The sequence below is a fragment of the Thauera propionica genome (assembly GCF_002245655.1).
Lineage (GTDB): Bacteria > Pseudomonadota > Gammaproteobacteria > Burkholderiales > Rhodocyclaceae > Thauera > Thauera propionica.
Window position 1 is genome coordinate 89326 of sequence record NZ_NOIH01000007.1, and the last position, 22670, is coordinate 111995.

The following is a 22670-nucleotide window of genomic DNA, read 5'->3' on the forward strand; positions in this document are numbered from 1 at the left end:
GGCCGTGGGCGGCAAGGCTCGCATGATAGCCGGGCGCTACGGTCACTGTAAGTCGAGACACTATCGCCGCAGCGCAAATCGTGCTTGCGTTAGATTCGGAGCGCCATTAGAATCGCGGGCTTTCCAGAACCATTCAACAACGGAATTACATCTATGGCCAACTCGGCACAAGCTCGCAAGCGCGCCCGTCAGGCAGTCAAGTCTCGCGCCCACAACGCCAGCCTTCGTTCCCGCCTGCGTACCGCGATCAAGGCCGTGCGCAAGGCCATCGTGGGTGGCGACAAGGCGGCGGCTCAGTCGGTCTTTCGCACCTCGATGAGCACCATCGACAGCATCGCCGACAAGAAGATCATCCACAAGAACAAGGCTGCTCGTCACAAGAGCCGTCTGTCGGCTGCCGTCAAGGCGATGGCTGTCTGATCTTGTATGATCCTCGCCGCAGTCTTGGCTGCGGTTGAAGAAAAAGCGACCCGCGGGTCGCTTTTTTTATGTCTGCGTCAGACAAGGCGCCAGCATTGGTGTGATGCGGCGGCTCTGGCGTGAGCGCGGCCCGATTGTCAGAGTGGTGTATCGCCCATCCAGTCGATCTGGAGGTCGTTGTCCTTCGCGAAATTGATCATGAACTTGTACGCCATCGGCTCGATGTCGTAGAGCCGCGCGTCGACCAGCACGGTCTTGTCGCCCTTGAGCGTGCAGCCCGGGCGGACATAGGGCGAATACATCATGCGATGGTCGGCGCCGAAGGCTGACATGACGCCACAGAGGCGATCGGCCCAGTCGCTGGGGCGGAATTTCTTCCCGTCATTGGTGATGCCGACGATGATGAAATTTTCGATCTTCTGAGTCATGTCTTGCGCCCTGGCGGCAGAGGAGGTGCGCTATGGACGCCGTCCAGCGGGCGGCGCCCAAAGCGCGGCGCATTCTAGCAGAAAACGGGTTTATTGACGGTCATATATAAGACTCCCGCGTCAGCGGCCGCGCCTGTACAGGGTTGGCGGTTTTGGCTTAAGATTCCGGCTCATTTGCACGGCGGCGGCGGCCGCCGTGCACGTTTACGGCTTAGTTTCGATCGAGGTACAGCATGTCCCATGTCATGAACACCTACGCCCGGCTGCCCATCGCGTTTACGCACGGCGAAGGCGTCTGGATGTACGACGAGACCGGCAAGCGCTATCTCGATGCCTTGTCCGGCATCGCCGTCAATACGCTGGGCCACAATCATCCGCGCCTGGTCAAGGCGGTCGCCGACCAGGCCGGCAAGCTGATCCATACGTCCAACCTGTATCGCATTCCGCTGCAGGAGCAGCTCTCGGACCGCATCGCCGAGACCGCTGGCATGGACGAGGTGTTCTTCTGCAACTCCGGTTGCGAGGCCAACGAAGCCGCAATCAAGCTTGCGCGCATGTACGGGCACAAGAAGGGAATCGAGCTGCCGCACATCATCGTCATGGAAAGCGCCTTTCATGGTCGCACCATGGCGACCCTGTCGGCCACCGGCAACCGCAAGGCTCAGGCCGGCTTCGAGCCGCTGGTGCAGGGTTTCATCCGCGTGCCATACAAGGATATCGAGGCCATCCGCAAGATCGCCGAGCACGACCATACGGTCGTCGCGGTGATGCTCGAGATGATCCAGGGCGAGGGCGGTGTCAATGTGGCCGACGAGACCTTCCAGCGCGAGTTGCGTGCCCTGTGTGATGACAAGGGCTGGCTGATGATGTGCGACGAGGTTCAGTGCGGCATGGGGCGCACCGGCAAGTGGTACGGCTGGCAGCACGCCGGCACCAAGCCCGACGTGATGACGCTGGCCAAGGGCCTGGCCTCCGGGGTGCCGATCGGCGCCTGCGTGACGTCGGGCAGGGCCACGGGGCTTTTCGGTCCCGGCAACCATGGCTCCACTTTCGGCGGTAATCCGCTGGCCTGCGCCGCCGGCCTGGCCACCTTCGACACCATCGTCGAGGACAGGCTGATGGACAACGCGGTGGCGATCGGCGACCAGATCCGCAAGGGCATGGCCGAAGCGCTCGTCGGCGTTGCAGGTGTGGTCGATATCCGCGGTCGCGGGCTGATGATCGGCATCGAGCTCGATCGCCCCTGCGGCGTGCTGATGGCGCGTGCGGCGGAGCAGGGTCTGCTGCTCAGCGTCACGGCCGAACGCGTCATCCGCCTGCTGCCGGCACTGACCTTCACCGCCGACGAGGCTCGGACCCTGGTGGCCATGCTGGCGCCGATGGTGCGCGACTTCCTCGCGAACGGCTAAGGATTGCCTATGACTTCCATCAAGCATTACCTGCAGTTCAAGGATTTCACGCGCGAGGAATACGACTATGTGTTCGAGCGCGCGAAGTGGATCAAGGACAAGTTCAAGCGCTACGAGCCTTACCACCCTCTGTTTGACCGCACGCTGGTGATGATCTTCGAGAAGGCGAGCACCCGCACGCGTCTGTCTTTCGAGGCCGGCATGCACCAGCTCGGCGGCTCGGCCATCTACCTGAACACCCGCGACTCGCAGCTTGGCCGCGGCGAGCCGGTGGAGGATGCGGGCCAGGTGATCTCGCGCATGAGCGACCTGGTGATGATCCGCACCTTCGAGCAGGACATCGTCGAGCGTTTTGCCGCCAATTCGCGCGTGCCGGTCATCAATGGCCTGACGAACGAATACCACCCGTGCCAGATCCTGGCCGACATCTTCACTTTCATCGAGCATCGCGGCTCGATCCAGGGCAAGACGGTGGCCTGGGTGGGCGACAGCAACAACATGTGCAACACCTGGCTGCAGGCCGCCGAGGTGCTGGACTTCAACGTCCACGTATCGACGCCTCCGGGTTACGAGGTCGAGCCCGAACGTGCCGGCCTCTATGGCACCGATCACTTCGAGCAGTTCGCCGACCCGATGGATGCCTGCCGCGGCGCGGATCTGGTGACGACCGACGTGTGGACCTCGATGGGCTTCGAAGCCGAGAACGAGGAGCGCATGAAGGCCTTCGCCGACTGGTGCGTGGACGCCGAGATGATGTCTGTGGCCAACAGGGACGCGGTCTTCATGCACTGCCTGCCAGCGCATCGCGGTGAGGAAGTGACCGCCGAGGTCATGGATGGACCGCAGTCGGTGGTGTGGGACGAGGCCGAGAATCGCCTCCACGCACAGAAAGCCCTCATGGAATACCTGATGTTGGGCCGTATCAAGGCCTGACTCAGTCCGACGACATTTACGGTGCACACGGGCGTGCGCGCCGGCAACACAGCAGGAAACAGGAAAACAGCATGAGCGACGTCAAGAAAGTAGTGCTCGCCTACTCCGGCGGGCTGGACACTTCGGTCATCCTGAAGTGGCTGCAGGACACCTACCAGTGCGAAGTGGTCACCTTCACCGCCGACCTCGGCCAGGGCGAAGAGCTCGAGCCCGCGCGCACCAAGGCGCTCAAGTTCGGCATCAAGCCCGAGAACATCTTCATCGACGACCTGCGCGAAGAGTTCGTGCGCGACTTTGTCTTCCCGATGTTCCGCGCCAATACCGTCTACGAAGGCGAGTACCTGCTCGGCACCTCGATCGCCCGTCCGCTGATCGCCAAGCGCCAGATCGAGATCGCGCGCGCCACCGGCGCCGATGCCGTGTCGCACGGCGCCACCGGCAAGGGCAACGACCAGGTCCGCTTCGAGCTCGGCTACTACGCGCTGATGCCGGGCGTGAAGGTCATCGCCCCGTGGCGCGAATGGGACCTGCTGTCGCGTGAGAAGCTGCTGGCCTACGCCGAGAAGCATGGCATTCCCATCGAGATGAAGCACAAGCAGGGCGGCTCGCCCTATTCGATGGACGCCAACCTGCTGCACATCTCCTTCGAAGGCCGCCATCTCGAGAACCCGGCTGCCGAAGCCGAAGAGTCGATGTGGCGTTGGACCGTGTCGCCCGAAGCTGCGCCGGACGCCGCCGAGTACGTCGACCTGGAATTCGAGCAGGGTGACCTCGTCGCCATCAACGGCACCCGCATGAAGGCGCACGAATTGCTCGCCAAGCTCAACGAGCTGGGCGGCAAGCACGGCATCGGCCGCCTCGATCTGGTAGAGAACCGCTACGTCGGCATGAAGAGCCGTGGCTGCTACGAAACGCCGGGTGGCACCATCCTGCTGCGCGCCCACCGTGCCATTGAATCGATCACGCTCGACCGCGAAGTCGCCCACCTCAAGGACGACCTGATGCCGCGCTACGCCAGCATGATCTACAACGGCTACTGGTGGAGCCCCGAGCGCCAGGCTATCCAGGCGCTGATCGACCACACCCAGCAGACCGTCAATGGCTGGGTGCGCCTCAAGCTCTACAAGGGCAACGTCATCGTCACCGGCCGCGACTCGAAGACCGATTCGCTGTTCGATCCGACGATCGCGACCTTCGAGGACGACCAGGGCGCCTACAACCAGAAGGACGCACACGGCTTCATCCGCCTCAACGCGCTGCGCATGCGCATCGCGGCCAACGCCAAGGCGAAGCGCGGCTAAGGAAGCGGTTCAGGTCGTAAAGCTCTTTGGAAACCGGTGATGGACAACGACATACTGATCTTCGGCCTGACGATGGCCGAGTTCGAGGACATTTCACTCAAGGTCTGCTTCACGGCCCTGATCCTCTACATGTTGTTCATCATCGGCAACCTCGCAAAGGAGTCCAAGGCAGGCAAGTACGGCGCGATGTGGATGTTCATCGGTCTCGGCCTGGGTTTCATCGGTTTCGTCGCCAAGGGCTTCATCCAGAGGCTGCTTGGAATCGAGTAAGAAAGGATAGTTTGATGAGCATTACCGAAAAGCTCGACGGCGTTGCCGTCACCACCAAGGCCAACGTCTATTTCGACGGCAAGTGCGTCAGCCACAGCGTCCGTTTCGCGGATGGTACGGGTAAGTCGGTCGGCGTGATCTTGCCGGCTGCACTGACCTTCAATACCGGCGCACCCGAAGTCATGGAAGGCGTGGCGGGCAGCTGCCGCGTCCGGCTCAAGGGTGAAGCTGAGTGGAAGTCCTACGGCGCTGGCGAATCCTTCGACGTGCCGGGTAACTCGAGCTTCGACATCGAAGTGTCGGGCGAGCCGTATCACTACATCTGCCACTTCGGCTGAGCGCGCGGGAGGAGGGGGAGCGATGCCGTCATTCGACATCATGTCCGAGGTCGATCAGCCTTCGCTGCGAAACGCGGTGGAGCAGGCGAACCGCAAGGTCGATGGACGCCACGACTTCAAGGGCACCAGCGCCAAGATCGAACACGCCGAGAAGCTGCTCACCCTCTACGGTGACAGCGATTTCCAGCTCGACCAGATCAAGACCATCCTGCTGCCCGAGATGACCAAGAAGAACGTCGATGTCCGCTGCCTCGATTACGGCGATGTGCAGAAGATCTCCGGCAACAAGGTCAAGCAGGAAGTGAAGGTGCGCGTCGGCGTCGATCAGGATCTGGCCAAGAAGATCGTCAAGCTGTTGAAGGACAGCAAGATGAAGGTGCAGGCCGCCATCCAGGGCGACGCAGTGCGCGTGTCCGGTGCCAAGCGTGACGTGCTGCAGGAAGCGATCGCGCTGGTGAAGAAGCAGGTCACTGACTTCCCGCTGCAGTACGGCAACTTCCGCGACTGATTTCCACGCAGCGCTCAGGCTGCAGCGCGCTCACCAGACAGGCTTCCGCCGAAGGGCGAAGCCTGTTTCGTTTTGAACTCGATCAGGCGCAGCAGGCGCTCGTCACCTAGCTTCTGCGCCAGTGACAGCGCGGTCTCGCCATCGCGCCGGCTGGCAAACACGTCTGCCCCCTGTTCGATAAGCATGTATGCGATGTCGGGTGTGCCACCGCTGATCGACAGGAGCAAAGGCGTGTTGCCGAGCGGGTCACGAACGTTGATGTGCGCACCCTTCTTCAGCAGCAGTTCCACCGTGTTCCGGTAGCCGGCCGTCGGCTTGCCGCAGGCGACCAGCAGCGGTGTCAGGTGAAGGCGATCCTTCGCGTTCGGGTCGGCGCCCGCGCTGAGCAGGATCTGCGCGATGATCGTCAGGCCGCGCTTGAGCGCGAACACCAGAGGCGGAGTCCCGTCCTCCGCTGTCAGATTCACGTTGAAGTTGGCGCGGACGAAGAGGTCGATGATTTCCTGGTTGCCTTCTTCCAGTGCGCTGAAGAAGTTCTTCGGCAGGAAGGCGATGCCGCGCGCGGTCAGGTCGTGCATCGCGTGTTCCTTGCGCTCCGCCGCCTTGAAGGTTTCGAGCTCGCGCGCATCCCGCAGGCGGATGATGTCCGCCAGCACGTCCGGCGGAAAGCCCTTGCGGCCGCCGCGCTTGTCGATGAGCAGGTCGCTGAAGTAATCGTGGATCTTGGGGGTGTCCCACAGGTCCTCGATCTTGATCAGGATCCGCTCGAACTCGCGTTCAAGGCTCGAGGGGTAGCTCGTTCCCATGAAGGCGAAAAATTCATGTTTCATATAAATGAATGGTTTAGTTGACAGTCTCTATTTACGGCGATTTTGACTGTTTGAACAACACTACCCATGATGGGGCGTGACATCGGTCACAAGTTGCGGTTTTCCGCAATGGCTACGCCAGGCACTTGGTTGGCCGGCGCGTAAGATTAATTTGAGAGGTTTCGCTGCTAAGGAGTCAGGTATGGACGTTACTTCCATCGCCGCAGCAGCCAGCGCCAACGCTGCGGCCAAGGTTCAGGCGGAGGTGTCGATCAGGGTGCTGAAGATGGCTATGAACATGCAGGAGGAGAGTGCGTTGCAGCTGGTTCAGGCGCTCCCTGAAGTGGTGGCGACGTCACCTGCCTACGGGAGAGCCGCAGGCGGCCTAGTCGATACATGGGCTTGACCGCCGGTTTCGTAGCGAGAGGGTTGCTGCGCTCGTGCCGACGATCCGCAGCTACATTCCGCTCGTCGCAATGACGCAGCATTTTTCTCGGTGCCATGTAAGAGTTTGGCTGACCTTATAGAGGATGACCTTCATGCGGTATCAACGCGGAACTACGCTCATCGAGTTGATGGTCGCGCTAGGCGTGCTGGCAATCATTCTGTCGATGGCTGCGCCGTCGTTCAGGAACGTGCTGATCGACAACCGGATCACGACGTGGTCCAACGAGCTCATTTCCGGTCTCAACTATGCGCGGAGCGAGGCTGTGCGTCGCGGTGATACCGTTCGCGTTGTTCCCGACGACGACGATGGGTATGGCGCAGGTTGGCGCGTCCTCAATCCGGAGGACGATCCTCTCGTTGTCGGAGACGAGGAGTTGTTCGTCTTCAACAAGGCGCTTGCAGCGACGGATGCGGCAATCGATGAGGATCTCGGAGGAGAGGTTCGCTTTTCTCGCCTAGGGGCAAGGCTGACGGGAGACTTCGTGCTGCTCGTCACGCCAGTTGGTTGTGAAGAGGGAGAGCTCAGAACCCGGCGGATTGTTGTGATGCCGAGTGGGCTTTCGCGAGTCGAGCGCATTGCTTGTGATTGACGCACGTTGAGGAATCTCAGAATGAATCGAAGGATTCTGACGGCCGGCAGGTCGCTGGTCCAGGTGAGGCAGTGCGGCGCGAGTCTGCTGGAAGTTCTCATCGCCCTCGTCGTCCTGTCGCTAGGTCTCCTCGGGCTTGCCGGGCTGCAGGTTGCTTCCCTGAAGGCGAATCAGGACGCCGGGATTCGCACTCAGGCGTCGATTCTCGCCTACCAGATTATCGACAGCGTTCGTGCGAACCCTGCGCGGATCGCCGACTACAACTACAACCTCGACTTCGGCAGCGACGAGGACGATGAACCCGATGCTGCGGGGGTGGCCGGGGAGGACCTCGATGAATGGGTCCAGCGTGTTGCATCGTTGCCGGGTGGCGAAGGTCAAGTCTGTCAGGCTGACGATCCTGCCATCCAGATCGATGACGCGTGTCCAGAGAATGGTGACTATGTTCGTGTGGTCATCCGCTGGACTGCATTGGATGAGAATGGGCGCGATCGTGCTGCCGTCTCGATGATGGTGGTGGGGCACATATGAGAATGGGCACGACCATGAGAACACGTTCCGGCCGTACATCAGCCAGGGGTTTCACCCTCGTGGAGTTGATGATCTCCTTGATCATCGGTTTGCTGGTAATCGCAGGGGTGTTTACCGTCTTCTTCGCGTCACGTACCTCCTACACGCAGAACGAGGCGCAATCGCGGGTGCAGGAGAATGCCCGAATCGCGCTCGAGCTTCTCGCAAGCGATCTGAGGCATGCGGCATTCATGGGATGCCGCCGTTTTGGGGCCAACGACGTCAGGGTGAGCGATGCCGATGTTCCGCTGAATGAGGTGGACCTCGTTGAAGAGCGTGCAATTCGTGCCGAGCCGGAGGGGCTGAATGGCACGGATGAGATCCGCATCATCGGCGCGATGGAGGATGGCACTCGTCTCGGTGGAGGCGTGGGCAACGTCGTTACGCCCGGAGATCTGTCGATCGAATTGCTTAACACTACGCGAGTTCCGGGGCAGGCGATGGGTGCTGCAATGGGCAATGGTGACCTTGCTACCGAGACGCGTTTCGGCCTGATCACCGATTGCACAAAGGGCGACCTTTTTCAGTTGCGTTCGGATCCAATCGTTTCAGTGCCCAATAACAAAGTGACATTGGAACTGGATCAAACTTTGAATTACGGATACGGTGCCGACGCAATGGTGTTTCCGCTCAAGCAGGTCGTATACCGAATCCAGGGGAGCGGACGCATGGACAATAGCGATGCCGAGATTCCGTCACTATTCCGATCGACTGACGGTGTCACTTTTCAGGAGATTGCTGAGGGTGTCGAGAGTTTGGTGGTTGAGTACGGTGAAGATACCGACGGCAATGGCTCCGTCGATCAGTACGTAGCAATTGGTGATGCCACACCCCCCAGCTGGGCCAGGGTCGTGGCAGTGAGGGCCCGTCTGCTTTTCGTCTCAGCTCAGAATCGCGTCTTGGAAACCGAGCAGACCTATTTCTTCGATGGAGTAGAGCAGGATGCAGAAGAGGGTGACCGACGATACCGGCAGGAATTCACCACTGCAGTCGGTCTGCGGAACCGGCTTCGCTAGGAGTATTTGATTATGCGGCTTAGAGCCTCTCAGCACGGTGCCGTGTTGATAATCGGTCTGATCATGTTGTTGGTCGTAACCATGATCGGCCTGACGGCGATGCAGACCTCGACGCAACAGGAACGCATGGCTGGAAATCTGCATGATCGCAACCTTGCAACGCAGGCTGCTGAGGCAACCGTCCGGGTTGCGGAAGAAGCGCTGACCGCCGGGCTGTTCCCCTTCACGGTTTCGCTTGTCAATGGCCGTTTCGATATCGAGAGCGTCGGCACCTCGGCGCCAGACCCTTTGCTTGACGACTGGGCTGCAAACCGGGTCGTACTCAGTGCGGACGAACGCGTGCGCGCCGCAACCGCAGCGGTTTACCGAATAGAGAAACTGCCCAACATCAGTTTTACGAACACCCTCGAGGCGGGAAAGAACAAGGAACTCGAGGTTTTCACCGTTACGGCGAGAGCGCAAGGTGCGCGCGCGAACACAGTTTCAATCATCCAGAACACATATACACGCTGATTGCGGCATCTCGAGCGGAGTCATCATGCAAACGAAACGAATCTCACGTATGCCAGCCCCGCGTCGTTTGGCAGCGCATATCGCGGCAATGTCATTTTGTCTTACAGGCGTGGCGAGCATGGCCAACGCTGCGTCGTTTGATATCTCGAGTGTCCCCTTGTACCTCGGCGGGACGATCGAGCCGAACATCCTTTTTATCCTTGATGATTCGGGCTCAATGCAGTTCGAGGCGATCCCCGAGTCGTTGACCTGGACTTACTATCTTTTTCCGCCGGTCAGCAACATGTATGGCGGGAGTATTTATGATAATAGGATAATTCAGTTCAGCGATACGTCCGCAAGAAACGTGCAGGTTCGTTCAAGCCACAATAACAAGATTTTCTACAATCCGAACGTCACCTACCTGCCGTGGGTCAATCAGGATAACGCAGCATGGGCGAATATTAATCCGTTTGATGCGCCTTTCAATCCACAGAATTATTCGCGAGGAAAATGGAATTTAACGACTGAGAAGTCTTACAATCGCTGGAGAAATGATTCGGGTACTAACGACACTGCGCGCACCTATTGGCCCATTACGTTCTATGTCTATAAGGGTAGCGGTGCAGTCGACAATTATCGGAACTATGTCAAGTACCAGATCAGGGGCACAGCCGGGTATCGACAGGATCTGAACGGCGGTTCCGAAACCACGGTTACTACATTCCCGTGGGGGCGGAGTGTTGCCCAGGAAACCCAGAATTTCGCCAACTGGTTCAGCTATTACCGATCCCGTATTCTTACGGCACGAGCGGGCATCGGGCGTGGTTTTGCAGCCCAGGGGGAGGGCATGCGCGTCGGTTTCGGTGCGATCAACACCGATAGCAGCACCGTGGATGGTTTGGCCGGCGGTACGGTCATCAGGGGAGTCCGGCGCTTTGAGGGCACGGATCGCGCAGGCTTCTTCAGCGAGCTGTATGGGCACACGATCCCGGCTGCGGGCACGCCGCTTCGCCGAGCGCTGGATGATGCAGGGCAATATTTCTCGCGCACTGACGATCGGGGGCCCTGGAGTACGACCCCAGGGGCCACAGGCGGGACGGATCTCAGCTGCAGGCAGTCATACGCCATCCTGATGACTGATGGGTACTGGAGCGAAGGCAGTGAGTATGATGCCCGCACCAGCGCTGCACGCGACAATAATGTGGACGGCGTCGCGGGAAGCGCGATCACTGGTCCAGGAGGGGAAAGCTATACCTATTCCGCTACGAGTCCCTTCTCCGATTCCTATTCGGACACCTTGGCCGACGTCGCGATGTACTACTGGAAGCGTGACCTTCGGACGGATGTCGAGAACCGGGTTCCTACGACGACGATCAATCCGGCTTTTTGGCAGCACATGTCGTTGTTCGGTATCGGCTTGGGTGTTGAGGGAACGGTTTCTCCAGATGCTGCTTTCGCGGCGATCGACTCGGGCACTACGATTCCTTGGGGTAATCCTCTTGAGGGAACGACCGCTGTTAAGGATGCACGTAAAGTAGATGACCTTCTGCATGCTTCAGTGAATGCGCGTGGCGGGTTCTTCAGTGCGAGTGACCCCGATGAATTCGCACAAGTGATCAAGGAAACGCTCGAGTCTATCGGACGCCGTAGCAGTTCCGCTTCGGCTGCAGCGGTCAGCGCGTTCCAGTTGAGCTCGGAGTCAAAGATCTTTCGTGCGACCTACGAGAGCGGCGGCTGGACTGGAGATCTTGCTGCCTATGCACTGGATCCCGTGACTGGCCAGCCGACTGCGACTCCTTCCTGGAGTGCAGCGGCGCTCATCCCCGCTCACGGATCGCGGAGCATTTTTACTTGGAGCCCCGAGTCGGGCGGGACCGGCGTTCCATTCCTCTGGTCCTCGATCACGACGGCCCAGAAAGGTTATCTGAATAGCGATGCTCGCTTGCTGAACTACCTGCGCGGCGAGCAGCTTCATGAGGTCGGTGGTGCCGGCGATGGCGTTTTCCGGGCCAGGGCAGGCAAACTTGGCGATATCGTGAATTCGGATCCCGCATATGTCGCTTCCGAGGACTTTGGTTACGCGACTTTGTCGGGCATTCCGCTTGCGCAGCGAACTGCGTACGTGACGCGAAAAAACAGTACGGCATTCAAGGAACGACCGGGGACCTTGTATGTGGGTGCCAACGACGGCATGTTGCACGCGTTTGACGCCAGTACCGGGGTGGAGAAGTTTGCCTTCATTCCGAACTCGGTATTTCCGTATCTCAAGGAGTTGGCCGATCCGGACTATACGCATCGCTACTACGTTGATGGAGCGCCGAAGGTAGGGGACGCGTGGATTGGAACCTCCTGGAAAACCGTGCTGGTGGGTTCTACAGGCGCCGGCGGCCGCTCATATTTCGCCCTGGATGTCGAGAACCCGAACGCATTCGGTGCTGACAAGATCATGTGGGAGTTTTCGCATGCTGAGCTCGGCTACACCATCGGCCAGGCGTCGATTGTCATGACCGAAGGCGGTGATTGGGTCGCCATCTTCGGAAACGGCTACAACAGCGACTCGCACAAGGCTCAGTTGTTCGTCGTTCGGCTATCCGATGGTGCGCTGCTCGCCCGGCTTGATACCGGAGTGGGAAGTACGACGACGCCGAATGGCTTGGCGACCCCGGTCGCGGTTGACTTCGATCAGGATGGCGCGGCCGATATGGTCTATGCGGCAGACATGCTGGGGAACGTCTGGAAGTTTGATCTGACGAGTACTGCGGCCGCGAACTGGAAGGTCGCTTTTGGCGGAAAACCCTTGTTCCAGGCAAAGGATTCGCTGGGTAATGCCCAGCCCATCACGGCAAAGCCGCAAGTTGCAGCGTTAGGTGGTAGGGGTGTGTACGTCTACATCGGGACCGGGCAGTTCTTTGAGCGTGGTGATCAAGGTGACATGGCGCGACAGAGTCTCTACGGCATCAAGGACGAATGTGGACGGCGCGTAACGGGTTCAGACTGCGAAGCGGCAACCGGATCCTCGAAGGTCGCCCGTACGAACTTGCTGGAACAATCGATCACATACGAATATCGGCTCACCGTCGGAGATAAGAACTGGGGGCTTCGTCAGGTTACGAATAGGACAATGTCGCCCACAAGTCCGGAAAAGGGTTTCTTCATTGACCTCATTTCTCCACGTCTCGGGGTGCAGGGGGAGCGGGTCACAGAAGCGGTTTCGGTCTGGTCTGATCGGGTCATCTTCGTTACGCGCATCCCGAATTCGGATCCCTGCTCGTTTGGCGGGTCGTCGTGGTTGATGGAAGTCGATCCGGCAACTGGGGGGCGTCTTGACTTCGCGGCGTTCGATCTCAATGGTGATGGCCTCTTCAACATGGCGGACTGGGTTCCCCTCCTGGACAATGAAGGAAATCCTGTTCTCGATGAAGATGGAAACGAGGTTCGGACCCCGCCAACGGGAATTCTCAACGAGGATGGCATGATGCGGATGCCTGCAGTCTTGCGTGTTGGCGATACCGTCATGAAGAACATGACGGATACCTCGGGGCAGCTGGTGCAGATTCCGAACAAGGTGCCATTCTCGCTAGGTCGGCAGTCCTGGCGGCAACTGCGCTGAGCGAACATGGGCGCGCGGTACTGAAAAAAAGGAAATCATTGCGATGATAACGATTAAGAAACTGGCGCTCGGCGCAATGCTCGCGGTGTCCTCTTGGGGGGTTGGGGCTCAGGAGGGCATGCCAGAATTGCAGGGGCGGCTCGATGGCGTTGAACTCGTGCCACCGCAATTGATAGTGAATGGTCGGGCCGTTTCCCCTTCGAGCCGTATCGTGATCACCGCGGATGGCGCCGAGCGCCGGCTTACGGTCGGTGATCTCGTGAGGTTTCCGAAGGGTGTTCCCATCGGCTACGACTATACGGTCGAGAATGCGGAAAATCGGATTTCCCGATTGCATGTTCTTCACGATCTCGATGAGAGCCAGCCAATGCGGGAGGGATCGAAATGAGACTCCGTCGACAACTTGGTGGCTTCACGCTGATTGAGATGATGATCGTCGTGGCGGTGATCGCCATCATCGCCTCTATTGCCTATCCGAATTACAGCGAGTATCTCAGAAAGGGGCGGAGAGCCGAATGCGCGTCCGTCTTGTTGAGCTTGGCGAATGCTATGGAGCGGCGTTTTTCTGCGAACGGTTGGTATTTTGACGACCCGGCAGCCCCCGATTTGCCCTTTGCGGCAAGATGCCCGGTGGATGGTGGTGTCACTTATTACAACGTCGGATTCGTGGCTGGTGCGCAGGCCAGAGATCGTTTCGCGATTCAGGCAGTGCCAGCTGGCCCTCAGACAGGCGATGCTTGCGGAACGTTGACGATCAACCAGGCGGGGGTGAAGGGGCAGGCGGCTGGAATGGAAGTCCGACAGTGCTGGTGAGCGTTCGCGGTGCTTTCTGTCTGACTGCGATGCTGATGGTCGCGAATGCAGCTCAAGCATTGGACATCGCGTTGGTCGGCACGATTGGGACGAGGGCTATCCTCGTGGTGGATGGGGGCGCGCCGCAGACGATCCCGGTTGGGGGAAAATCTCGCGAAGGGGTCCGTGTCCTCCGGGTCGATGGTGACTTGCTTTCATACGAGTTCGAAGGCCAGCGAGGGTCAGCACGTCTGGGTGAGCATGTTGTTCATGCGGCCACGACAGAGGGGGGCGAGCAGGTCGCGCTGCAAGCCGACTCACGCGGGCATTTTGTCACTCGGGGTCGCCTGAACGGTGCTGCGACGGAGTTGTTGGTTGATACCGGTGCAACTTTCGTTTCGCTGGGGCGCTCTGATGCCGTACGTGCCGGAATCGACTACGCATCCGGAACGCCGGGCATGAGCGCGACAGCTAACGGTACTGTGCGTGTCTGGCGGCACAAGCTGGACAGGCTCGAAATCGGGCCCCTTTCGGTGCGGAACGTCGATGTCGTCGTGCATGAACAGGACTTGCCCGTTGTGCTGTTGGGGATGAGTTTTTTGAATCGGATGGACTGGCGACAAGAAGGAGACAAACTGCTTCTCAAGAAGCGGTATTGACGATTTCGATGAGTCTGGAGCGGAACGTTCGCGAGCTTTCACCTGCGCTGATTCGTCTGCGCGGCTTGTTGACTGCCGGGCCTGTCGATGTCGAATCTGGCGATTTTCCTGAAGTGCTTGCGCAGCGGAGTGGAAGGCCAGCCGCGGTCCTTGTGCCGATCGTTCTGAATGGTTCTGATCCCGCCATCCTCCTCACCCGCCGCACAGACCATCTCCACCACCATCCGGGCCAGATCAGCTTCCCCGGTGGGCGCGTCGAGGCGCAGGACTCGACGCCCGTTGACACCGCGCTCCGCGAGACCGAAGAAGAGATTGGTCTCGACCGTCGCCATGTCGAGTTGCTCGGTGCCTTGCCCGATTACTACACGGGCACGGGGTTTCGTGTCACGCCCGTGGTGGGGCTCGTGCATCCGCCGTTCGAACTCCGTCTGGATGCCTTCGAGGTGGCCGAGGCCTTCGAGGTGCCGCTGAAGCATTTTCTCGATCCCGCCAACCACCAGCGCCATAGCCTGATGCACGAAGGGCGGGAGCGGCAGTTCCACGCCATGCCTTACAAGGACTACTTCATCTGGGGTGCGACCGCCGGGATCCTGATGTCCCTGTATCGCCTGCTGAGGGAGCCGGAGCGTTGACAGAGAGGCATCAGGGGACGAGCTGACCTGTCGTACAGGATGGGCTCTGCGCCCGTCGTGTGCGCGAGTTGTTCTTGGCACTTGTGGTATCTTGGGCAAAACAGATTCCGAGTTCCTTCCTCGTCCCCCGGCTGCTGCATGACCCTCTTTTCGTTGATCATTGCCCTGCTGCTCGAGCAGGTTCGTCCGCTACCCGTCAAACACGTCGTGCTCGACCCGCTTGCGGCCTTGTCGGGTGCGTTGGTGAGTCGCTTCAATGACGGACAGGCCCAGCATGGACGACTGGCCTGGGTGCTGGTCGTCGTGTTGGGGACGGTTGGTACGGCCCTGGCGCACTACCTGCTTTGGGAAGGGCATCCGCTGCTGGCCTTCGCGTTCAACGTGGCGGTGCTTTACCTGACGATGGGCTTTCGTCATGAGAGCCATTTCTTCACGGACATCCACCTCGCGCTGCGCATGGGGGAACTCGATCGGGCACGGGAACTGCTGGGCGAATGGCGGGGCCGTAGCTACCGCGACGCAAGTTCGAGCGAGGTGGCGCGCCTCGCCATAGAACAGGCCTTGGTCGCTGCACACCGCAACGTGTTCGGCGTGGCGTTCTGGTTCGTGATCCTGCCCGGGCCGAGTGGTGCGGTGATGTATCGGCTGGCACGTTTCTTTGCCGAAGATTGGGGGCAGCGCACCGATCCGGAGTTCGGTGAGTTCGGTCGTTTTGCGCGCCGCGCATTCGAGGCGATCGACTGGGTGCCGGTGCGGCTTACAGCAGCCTCTTTCTCGATCGTGGGCAATTTCGAGGATGCTATCTATTGCTGGCGCACTCAGGCCGTGCTGTGGCCCGACAGGTCGTCGGCTATACTGCTTTCAAGCGGCGGAGGGGCGTTGGGTGTAAGGCTCGGCATGCCCATCCATGAATCCGGCGAGATCGTCGACCGACCCGAGCTTGGACAGGGCGATGAGGCGGATGCCGATCACATGCAAAGCACCGTGGGCCTGGTATGGCGGGCGCTGCTGGTGTGTTTGTTCATGCTTGCACTGCTCGGCCTTGCGGGCTGGGTGGGCGGGTGAGATTTCGATTTCCTAGGAGGGAGTTCGCATGGCAAATCGTGAAGTCGTTGTTCTGAGTGCTGTTCGTTCCGCTGTCGGCGGTTTTGGTGGTTCGCTAAAGGACATGGAGCCGTCGGAGCTTGGTGCGGTCGTCGCCAAGGAAGCGTTTGCTCGTGCAGGAGTGGACCCGAAGGCGGTTTCGTTCGCTGCGGTGGGTAACTGCATTCCGACCGACTCGCGCTACGCCTACGTTGCGCGCGTGGCGACGGTCAATGCCGGCATGTCGACGGACTCTGTGGCGTTCGCGGTCAATCGCCTGTGTGGTTCGGCGCAGCAGGCCATCGTCAGCGCCTCGCAGGCGATCATGCTGGGTGACGCGGACTATGCGATCGGTGGCGGCGTCGAAGTGATGTCGCGCGGCGCCTACCTGCTGCCGGCGCTGCGCAGCGGTGCGCGCATGGGCGACACCAAGGCGATCGATGCCATGGTTGCCGTGCTGACCGATCCGTTCGGCGTGGGTCACATGGGTATCACCGCCGAGAACCTGTGCAGCAAGTGGGGGATCTCGCGCGAGGAGCAGGACGCCTTTGCGCTCGAGTCGCAGAAGCGTGCTGCGGCCGCGATCGCCGAGGGGCGTTTCAAGGATCAGATCGTCCCGATCACCTTCGAGACCCGCAAGGGGACCGTGGTGTTCGATACCGACGAGCACCCGCGCATGACGACGATGGAAGCGCTCGGCAAGATGAAGCCGGCGTTCAAGAAGGATGGTTCGGTGACTGCGGGCAACGCCTCTGGCATCAATGACGCCGCTGCCTTCCTGGTGCTGGCCGACGCAGCCAAGGCAGCCGCTGCCGGCCAGAAGCCGATCGCCCGCCTGGTGTCCTATGCCATTGCCGGCGTGCCGAACGATGTCATGGGCGAAGGTCCGATTCCGTCGACCAAGCTCGCGCTGCAGCGCGCAGGCCTGAAGCTCGACCAGATGGACGTGATCGAGTCGAACGAAGCCTTCGCGGCCCAGTCGATCGCGGTCAACCGTGGCCTGGAACTCGATACGAGCAAGGTCAACCCGAACGGTGGCGCCATCGCCCTGGGGCATCCGGTGGGTGCGACGGGCTCGGTGATCATCACCAAGCTGCTGCATGAGCTGATCCGCGTGAATGGCCGTTATGGCCTGGCCACGATGTGCATCGGGGGCGGTCAGGGCATCACGACGGTGTGGGAACGCATCTAAGTACGCTCGGTTGGCACCACGAAAAAGCCGCGCTGCCCTTCGGGGCCTGCGCGGCTTCTTTTTGCTCCTCGCGTTAAGCAGGACCGGCGCGGCCGGCCGGAGCCGACTCGTCAGTCAGGATCCTTGTCCAGCTTGATCGACGCAGAGTTGATGCAGTAACGCAGTCCGGTGGGCTGCGGCCCGTCTTCGAAAACGTGGCCGAGGTGGGCGCCGCACTGCTGGCACAGGACTTCAGTACGCACCATGTAGTGACTGCGGTCGATGGCGGACTCGACGTTGTCTGGCTCGGCCGCCGTCCAGAAGCTGGGCCAGCCGCAGCCGGCGTCGAACTTGTGTTCGGAGCGAAACAGGGGGGCGCCACAGCAGACGCAGTTGTAGGCACCCTTGTCCCAGACGTTCCAGTATTCGCCAGTGAAAGCGCGTTCAGTGCCTTTCTCGCGCGTGACGTGGTACTGCATGTCGCTTAGCCGGGCGCGCCATTCGGCGTCCGCCTTCTCGATCTTACGGGGCATCGTCGTCAGCCTGCCTGAGGGTTAGCGCTTAGTGCAGATGACGCGGCATTTGTTCCGCGCGGTCTTCGGGCATCTCGGCGTGCACCACCTCGCCCTCCGGCGACGGATACATCGGGGCGCCGCAGTCGTCGCAATACTCGAGCGGGAACTGGTGATCCAGGTGCACGATGTCATTCACGCCACACTCCCGCAGCACGGCCTCGATCTGCGCCGCGCAGTCGGTGCTGTCGTCCTCTGCGCCGAGCAGCGGCCATACGACCCCATGCACGACCTGTTCACTGCCGCGCACCGTGATGCCGACGCGGTACTCCTCGAGCTGACGATCCCAGAAGGGGGCAATGACGGCCCGCAGGTTGGCGGCCGGCGTCTCGAGTGCCGTGCCGAGATAGGCGACCGAGGCGCGAACGGAGTATGGACGGCTGTCCTTGTCGGCGGCACGGCTGGCAGCGAAGTAGCTCTCGGGCAACACGAGGTCGATGGCGCAGCCCGGCAACAGTGGCGCCAGGCAGGCTCCGCCCTGGGTGCGCCACTGGTCGCGGGCGGTGTCGCGGCTGCCGTCGTCCTCCTGCCAGCGGAACAGGGCTTCGCCCCGCGGCACGGCGACCGCGGCGAGCAGGTAGCGCGTGTCTGACAGGAACTGCGCCGTCTCGGGCATGCCTTCGGTGTCGATGCGCAGGTCGTGATTGTCCATCGCCGCCGTGCCCAGCACCTTGGCGAACTCAGCGGTGGCGCAGTAACCCTGCGGCAATTGGTCCGGGCTGAAAAGGAAGTCGGCGAGCGCGAGTCGTGCGCCTTTGGCCAGCACATGGGCCTGAAGATGCACGCGGAGGTTGGCCAGCACGGCAGGCGGAATGTTCGAGGCCGGAATACGATAGCGCGACCAGGCCAGGACGGGAGCCGCGACCAACACCACGTCATGCGTCGCAAAGGCCCCGGCGGCACATTCGGCGCGCGACTCGATGAAGTCGGCGAGCTCGTCGTAGGCGCGCGGTTCGGTGCTGTAAAGGTGGTCGAGCGCGGCGTTCAGCGCTTCTTCCTCATCGTCGGCGAGATGCTCGTCGATGGCAGTGCTCAGTTGCTGTTCCCAATAGCGATCTTCGACACGGCTGCCGGATTCGGCGATGCCATTGGCGAGCCAGACGAGTCTTTCTGCGATGCGGCCGAGGCCGCCACGGCGCTTGAGGCGCGTTCTTTTCATCGGGGTGTCCTGTTGCTGTTGGGGCGTCCGCAGGCGCGGGCGTTAACGGATCGTATTGTAGTCGATCGTGCGCGGATGCCCCTGCGCATCAGAAGCCGGGGCGGTCTACGCGAACGGTCTGCAGGATGGTGGCGGAGATTTCCTCGATGGACTTGGTGGTCGAATCGAGCGAGCGGATGTTCTCGCGGCGCATGAGCTTGTGTGCGGCGTCGATCTCGTAGCGACAGTTCTCGAGCGAGGCGTAGCGGCTGTTCGGGCGGCGCTCCTGGCGGATCTGCGACAAGCGTTCCGGGGCGATGGTCAGGCCGAACAGCTTGGTACGGTACTTGTGCAATTCGCCCGGAAGCTTATTGCGCTCGAAGTCTTCGGGGATCAGCGGATAGTTGGCGGCTTTGACGCCGAACTGCATGGCCAGGTAGAGGCTGGTCGGCGTCTTGCCGGAGCGTGAGACGCCAACGAGGATCACGTCAGCCTCGGCGAGTTCGCCATCGCTCGAGACGCCGTCGTCGTGCGCCATGGCGAAGTTGATGGCTTCGATGCGGTGCTTGTAGTTGATGCTGTCGGCGATGCCGTGAAAGCGTCCGACGGCATGGGTCGAGCGCTGGCCAAGCTCGGTTTCGAGCGGACCGATGAAGCGTTCGAAGAGGTCGAGGAACAGTGCGTCGGCCTTGTGCAGTGCAGCAACCGTGTCCTCGTTGACGAGAGTACTGAACACGATCGGGCGGACGCCGTCGGCTGCGGCAGCCTCGCGAATCTGCGTCGCACACTCGATGGCCTTGTCGATGTCGTCGACGAACGGCGCGCGGACCTGTTTGAACTTGCCTTCCGGAAACTGCGCGAGCAGGCTGTGGCCGAGGGTTTCGGCCGTGATGCCGGTGCCGTCGGAGACGAAAAAGACGGTGCGGGTGGGCGCTTCACTCATGATGGATACCTGTATGCGCCGGCTGGAGAGACCGGGTGGGGTATTGGGGCAAACCCTGTCGTGCGGCAGAGCACAATAAAACTGTAAAATCGCATTTTGCTTTCTATCTCCCTTTTGCGGAAGGCCAGCCATGACTCGCTACGTGATCCCCTTCAACGAACTGCGCATGACCGATGTCGAAAAGGTCGGCGGCAAGAACGCCTCGCTCGGCGAGATGATCAGCCAGCTGCCTGCCAGCGTACGCGTGCCCGGCGGCTTTGCGACGACTGCTGAAGCCTATCGCGAATTCCTCGCCCACGACGGCCTGGCTGATCGCATCAACGCTGCGCTCGACGCGCTGGACGTCGACGACGTCGACGCGCTGGCGAAGACCGGTGCGCAGATCCGCCAGTGGATCATCGACATTCCGTTCCCGGCGCAGCTCGAAGCGGAGATCAAGTCGGCTTACGAGAAGATTACCGCAGAAGGCGAGGGCAGCTTCGCCGTGCGTTCGTCGGCGACTGCCGAAGATCTGCCGGACGCCTCCTTCGCCGGCCAGCAGGAAACCTTCCTGAACATCCACGGCTACGAGAACATCCTGCACGCGATGAAGGAAGTGTTCGCGTCGCTCTACAACGACCGCGCCATCGCCTATCGCGTGCACAAGAATTTCGCCCACGCCGACGTCGCGCTTTCGGCCGGTGTGCAGCGCATGGTCCGTTCCGACTCGGGCGCTTCGGGCGTGATGTTCTCGATCGACACCGAATCCGGCTTCGACCAGGTGGTGTTCATCACCGCGTCCTACGGCCTGGGCGAGACGGTGGTGCAGGGCGCAGTCAACCCGGACGAGTTCTACGTCCACAAGCCCACGCTGGCGCTGGACAAACCGGCGATCATCCGTCGCAACCTCGGCTCCAAGCTGATCAAGATGGTGTTCACGGACAAGGCCGTGGCCGGCAAGTCGGTGCGCACTGTGGATGTGCCCGAGGCTGATCGCAACCGCTTCTCGCTGACCGACGAGGACGTGCTCGAGTTGGCCCGCTACGCGGTGATCATCGAGAAGCACTACGGCCGTCCGATGGACATCGAATGGGGCAAGGATGGCGTCGACGGCAAGCTCTACATCCTGCAGGCGCGCCCGGAGACGGTGAAGAGCCAGGACAGCGGCCTGGTGATGGAGAAGTACCGCCTCAAACAGTACGGCAAGGCGCTCACGCATGGTCGTGCAATCGGCCAGAAGATCGGCGCGGGCGTCGTGCGCATCGTCGGCGACGCTTCCGAAATGAACCGCGTGCAGGCGGGCGACATCCTCGTCACCGACATGACCGACCCCAACTGGGAGCCGGTGATGAAGCGCGCCAGTGCCATCGTCACCAACCGCGGTGGCCGCACCTGCCACGCGGCGATCATCGCGCGCGAACTGGGCATCCCCGCCATCGTCGGCTGCGGCAACGCGACCGACGTCCTCAATGAAGGCGAGTCCGTCACCGTATCGTGCGCCGAAGGCGACACCGGCTACGTCTACCGCGGCAAGCTCGAGTACGAGGTCATCACCACCGATATGGGCAACCTGCCCGAAATTCCGGTGAAGATCATGATGAACGTGGGCAACCCCGAACTCGCCTTCGAGTTCGCGCAGATCCCCAACGGCGGCGTTGGCCTGGCTCGCCTCGAGTTCGTCATCAACAACATGATCGGCATCCATCCGAAGGCGATTCTCGATCTCGGCCAGGTGCCGGCCAACCTGCGCGACGAGATCAACCGCCGCTCGCGTGGTTACGCGACGCCCAAGCAGTTCTTCATCGAGAAGCTGGTCGAGGGTGTGGCGACCATCGCCGCCGCCTTCTACCCGAAGCCCGTCATCGTGCGCATGTCCGACTTCAAGTCGAACGAATACCGCAAGCTGCTGGGCGGCGAGATCTACGAGCCTGAGGAAGAAAACCCGATGCTGGGCTTCCGTGGCGCCTCGCGTTACATCGCCCACACCTTCCGTGACTGCTTCGAGATGGAAGTGGCGGCGATGAAGAAGGTGCGCAACGAGCTGGGCCTGACCAACGTCCAGATCATGATCCCGTTCGTGCGCAACCTTGAAGAGGCGGCGGGCGTGGTCGATCTGCTGGCGGAGCACGGCCTCAAGCGCGGCGTGAACGACCTCAAGCTGATCATGATGTGCGAGATCCCGTCCAACGCGATCCTGGCCGAGCAGTTCCTGCAGTACTTCGACGGCTTCTCGATCGGCTCCAACGACCTTACCCAGCTGACGCTGGGCCTGGATCGCGACTCCGGTCTGGTGGCGCACGCCTTCGACGAGCGCGATCCGGCGGTCAAGCAACTGCTGTCGATGTCGATCCAGGCGGCCAACAAGCTCGACAAGTATGTCGGTATCTGCGGCCAGGGGCCGTCCGATCACGCCGACTTCGCCGAGTGGCTGATGGATGAAGGCATTCAGACCATTTCGCTGAACCCGGATACCGTGGTCGATACCTGGCTGAAGCTGGCCGCGCATCGCGCGCAGTGAAGTGGGTGCCGGCGGTGAGCCGGTGCTGAAGTGAAGAAC

General features: G+C 61.0%; 25 protein-coding genes. 20 read left to right on the top strand and 5 right to left on the bottom strand.

Annotated elements, in window-relative coordinates; genetic code table 11:
* Nucleotides 1-153: 153 nt before the first annotated feature.
* Complete coding sequence (gene rpsT / locus CGK74_RS06405) at nucleotides 154-420, top strand: 30S ribosomal protein S20 (RefSeq protein WP_004251992.1); 267 nt, start codon at nucleotides 154-156, stop codon at nucleotides 418-420.
* Nucleotides 421-557: 137 nt separating this feature from the next.
* Here rpsT and CGK74_RS06410 read toward each other — a convergent pair whose 3' ends face one another.
* Entirely contained in the window at nucleotides 558-848 is a 291-nt protein-coding gene (locus CGK74_RS06410) for a DUF3579 domain-containing protein (RefSeq protein ID WP_094267668.1), read from the bottom strand.
* A gap of 233 nt (nucleotides 849-1081) precedes the next feature.
* On the opposite strand from CGK74_RS06410, the gene CGK74_RS06415 reads away from it, so the two are divergent.
* The 6 genes from CGK74_RS06415 to CGK74_RS06440 all read left to right on the top strand — a co-directional run bounded on the left by CGK74_RS06415 (nucleotide 1082) and on the right by CGK74_RS06440 (nucleotide 5607).
* A complete protein-coding gene (locus CGK74_RS06415) occupies nucleotides 1082-2257 on the top strand; it encodes an aspartate aminotransferase family protein (RefSeq protein ID WP_094267669.1) in 1176 nt (391 codons plus the stop codon).
* 9 nt (nucleotides 2258-2266) lie between these two features.
* Complete coding sequence (gene argF, locus CGK74_RS06420; RefSeq protein WP_094267670.1) at nucleotides 2267-3190, top strand: ornithine carbamoyltransferase; 924 nt, start codon at nucleotides 2267-2269, stop codon at nucleotides 3188-3190.
* A 71-nt stretch (nucleotides 3191-3261) separates the two neighbouring features.
* On the top strand, nucleotides 3262-4491 hold the full coding sequence (locus CGK74_RS06425; RefSeq protein ID WP_094267671.1) for an argininosuccinate synthase: 1230 nt from the start codon (nucleotides 3262-3264) through the stop codon (nucleotides 4489-4491).
* A 39-nt stretch (nucleotides 4492-4530) separates the two neighbouring features.
* A complete protein-coding gene (locus CGK74_RS06430; RefSeq protein WP_094267672.1) occupies nucleotides 4531-4761 on the top strand; it encodes a DUF2788 domain-containing protein in 231 nt (76 codons plus the stop codon).
* A 14-nt stretch (nucleotides 4762-4775) separates the two neighbouring features.
* Nucleotides 4776-5099: a pyrimidine/purine nucleoside phosphorylase gene (gene ppnP, locus CGK74_RS06435; RefSeq protein WP_094267673.1), complete on the top strand. Its 324-nt coding sequence runs from the start codon at nucleotides 4776-4778 to the stop codon at nucleotides 5097-5099.
* Nucleotides 5100-5121: 22 nt separating this feature from the next.
* On the top strand, nucleotides 5122-5607 hold the full coding sequence (locus tag CGK74_RS06440) for a YajQ family cyclic di-GMP-binding protein (RefSeq protein ID WP_094267674.1): 486 nt from the start codon (nucleotides 5122-5124) through the stop codon (nucleotides 5605-5607).
* Between the two features lie 14 nt (nucleotides 5608-5621).
* On the opposite strand, the gene CGK74_RS06445 is transcribed toward CGK74_RS06440, so the two are convergent.
* Nucleotides 5622-6437 carry an ankyrin repeat domain-containing protein gene (locus CGK74_RS06445; RefSeq protein ID WP_094267675.1) on the bottom strand — a complete coding sequence of 272 codons (816 nt, stop codon included), beginning with the start codon at nucleotides 6435-6437 and terminating at the stop codon, nucleotides 5622-5624.
* A 181-nt stretch (nucleotides 6438-6618) separates the two neighbouring features.
* On the opposite strand from CGK74_RS06445, the gene CGK74_RS06450 reads away from it, so the two are divergent.
* From CGK74_RS06450 to CGK74_RS06505, 12 genes are all read left to right on the top strand, one after another.
* Nucleotides 6619-6822 (top strand): YjfB family protein, encoded by a 204-nt coding sequence (locus tag CGK74_RS06450; protein WP_094267676.1) that lies wholly within the window; start codon nucleotides 6619-6621, stop codon nucleotides 6820-6822.
* A gap of 133 nt (nucleotides 6823-6955) precedes the next feature.
* A complete protein-coding gene (locus tag CGK74_RS06455) occupies nucleotides 6956-7453 on the top strand; it encodes a GspH/FimT family pseudopilin (RefSeq protein ID WP_133091797.1) in 498 nt (165 codons plus the stop codon).
* Nucleotides 7454-7474: 21 nt separating this feature from the next.
* Nucleotides 7475-7984: a type IV pilus modification protein PilV gene (gene pilV, locus CGK74_RS06460; RefSeq protein WP_094267678.1), complete on the top strand. Its 510-nt coding sequence runs from the start codon at nucleotides 7475-7477 to the stop codon at nucleotides 7982-7984.
* A gap of 14 nt (nucleotides 7985-7998) precedes the next feature.
* Complete coding sequence (locus tag CGK74_RS06465) at nucleotides 7999-9039, top strand: PilW family protein (RefSeq protein WP_276206045.1); 1041 nt, start codon at nucleotides 7999-8001, stop codon at nucleotides 9037-9039.
* Nucleotides 9040-9051: 12 nt separating this feature from the next.
* Nucleotides 9052-9552 (top strand): pilus assembly PilX family protein, encoded by a 501-nt coding sequence (locus tag CGK74_RS18930; protein ID WP_165770051.1) that lies wholly within the window; start codon nucleotides 9052-9054, stop codon nucleotides 9550-9552.
* A 25-nt stretch (nucleotides 9553-9577) separates the two neighbouring features.
* Nucleotides 9578-13144, top strand: a complete 3567-nt coding sequence (locus CGK74_RS06475; RefSeq protein WP_094267680.1) for a pilus assembly protein — start codon at nucleotides 9578-9580, stop codon at nucleotides 13142-13144.
* A 43-nt stretch (nucleotides 13145-13187) separates the two neighbouring features.
* Nucleotides 13188-13532: a cupin domain-containing protein gene (locus CGK74_RS06480; protein WP_094267681.1), complete on the top strand. Its 345-nt coding sequence runs from the start codon at nucleotides 13188-13190 to the stop codon at nucleotides 13530-13532.
* Entirely contained in the window at nucleotides 13529-13957 is a 429-nt protein-coding gene (locus CGK74_RS06485; RefSeq protein ID WP_094267682.1) for a type IV pilin protein, read from the top strand. Before CGK74_RS06480 ends, CGK74_RS06485 begins: the two co-directional genes overlap by 4 nt.
* Complete coding sequence (locus tag CGK74_RS06490; RefSeq protein WP_240498643.1) at nucleotides 13948-14595, top strand: retropepsin-like aspartic protease family protein; 648 nt, start codon at nucleotides 13948-13950, stop codon at nucleotides 14593-14595. Before CGK74_RS06485 ends, CGK74_RS06490 begins: the two co-directional genes overlap by 10 nt.
* On the top strand, nucleotides 14592-15227 hold the full coding sequence (locus CGK74_RS06495) for a CoA pyrophosphatase (protein WP_240498644.1): 636 nt from the start codon (nucleotides 14592-14594) through the stop codon (nucleotides 15225-15227). The genes CGK74_RS06490 and CGK74_RS06495 overlap by 4 nt, the downstream gene beginning before the upstream one ends.
* Before the next feature lie 138 nt (nucleotides 15228-15365).
* Nucleotides 15366-16292 carry a CobD/CbiB family protein gene (locus CGK74_RS06500; RefSeq protein ID WP_094267685.1) on the top strand — a complete coding sequence of 309 codons (927 nt, stop codon included), beginning with the start codon at nucleotides 15366-15368 and terminating at the stop codon, nucleotides 16290-16292.
* Nucleotides 16293-16320: 28 nt separating this feature from the next.
* Complete coding sequence (locus tag CGK74_RS06505) at nucleotides 16321-17502, top strand: acetyl-CoA C-acyltransferase family protein (RefSeq protein WP_094267686.1); 1182 nt, start codon at nucleotides 16321-16323, stop codon at nucleotides 17500-17502.
* Between the two features lie 110 nt (nucleotides 17503-17612).
* Here the strand turns inward: CGK74_RS06505 and msrB are convergent, their stop codons facing one another.
* The 3 genes from msrB to ppsR all read right to left on the bottom strand — a co-directional run bounded on the left by msrB (nucleotide 17613) and on the right by ppsR (nucleotide 20134).
* Complete coding sequence (msrB, locus tag CGK74_RS06510) at nucleotides 17613-18014, bottom strand: peptide-methionine (R)-S-oxide reductase MsrB (protein ID WP_094267687.1); 402 nt, start codon at nucleotides 18012-18014, stop codon at nucleotides 17613-17615.
* A 28-nt stretch (nucleotides 18015-18042) separates the two neighbouring features.
* On the bottom strand, nucleotides 18043-19212 hold the full coding sequence (locus tag CGK74_RS06515) for a DUF2863 family protein (RefSeq protein ID WP_094267688.1): 1170 nt from the start codon (nucleotides 19210-19212) through the stop codon (nucleotides 18043-18045).
* An 88-nt stretch (nucleotides 19213-19300) separates the two neighbouring features.
* On the bottom strand, nucleotides 19301-20134 hold the full coding sequence (gene ppsR, locus CGK74_RS06520) for a posphoenolpyruvate synthetase regulatory kinase/phosphorylase PpsR (protein ID WP_094267689.1): 834 nt from the start codon (nucleotides 20132-20134) through the stop codon (nucleotides 19301-19303).
* Nucleotides 20135-20264: 130 nt separating this feature from the next.
* Here ppsR and ppsA point away from each other — a divergent pair, with 130 nt between their 5' ends.
* A complete protein-coding gene (ppsA, locus tag CGK74_RS06525) occupies nucleotides 20265-22631 on the top strand; it encodes a phosphoenolpyruvate synthase (RefSeq protein WP_094267690.1) in 2367 nt (788 codons plus the stop codon).
* Nucleotides 22632-22670 lie beyond the last annotated feature (39 nt).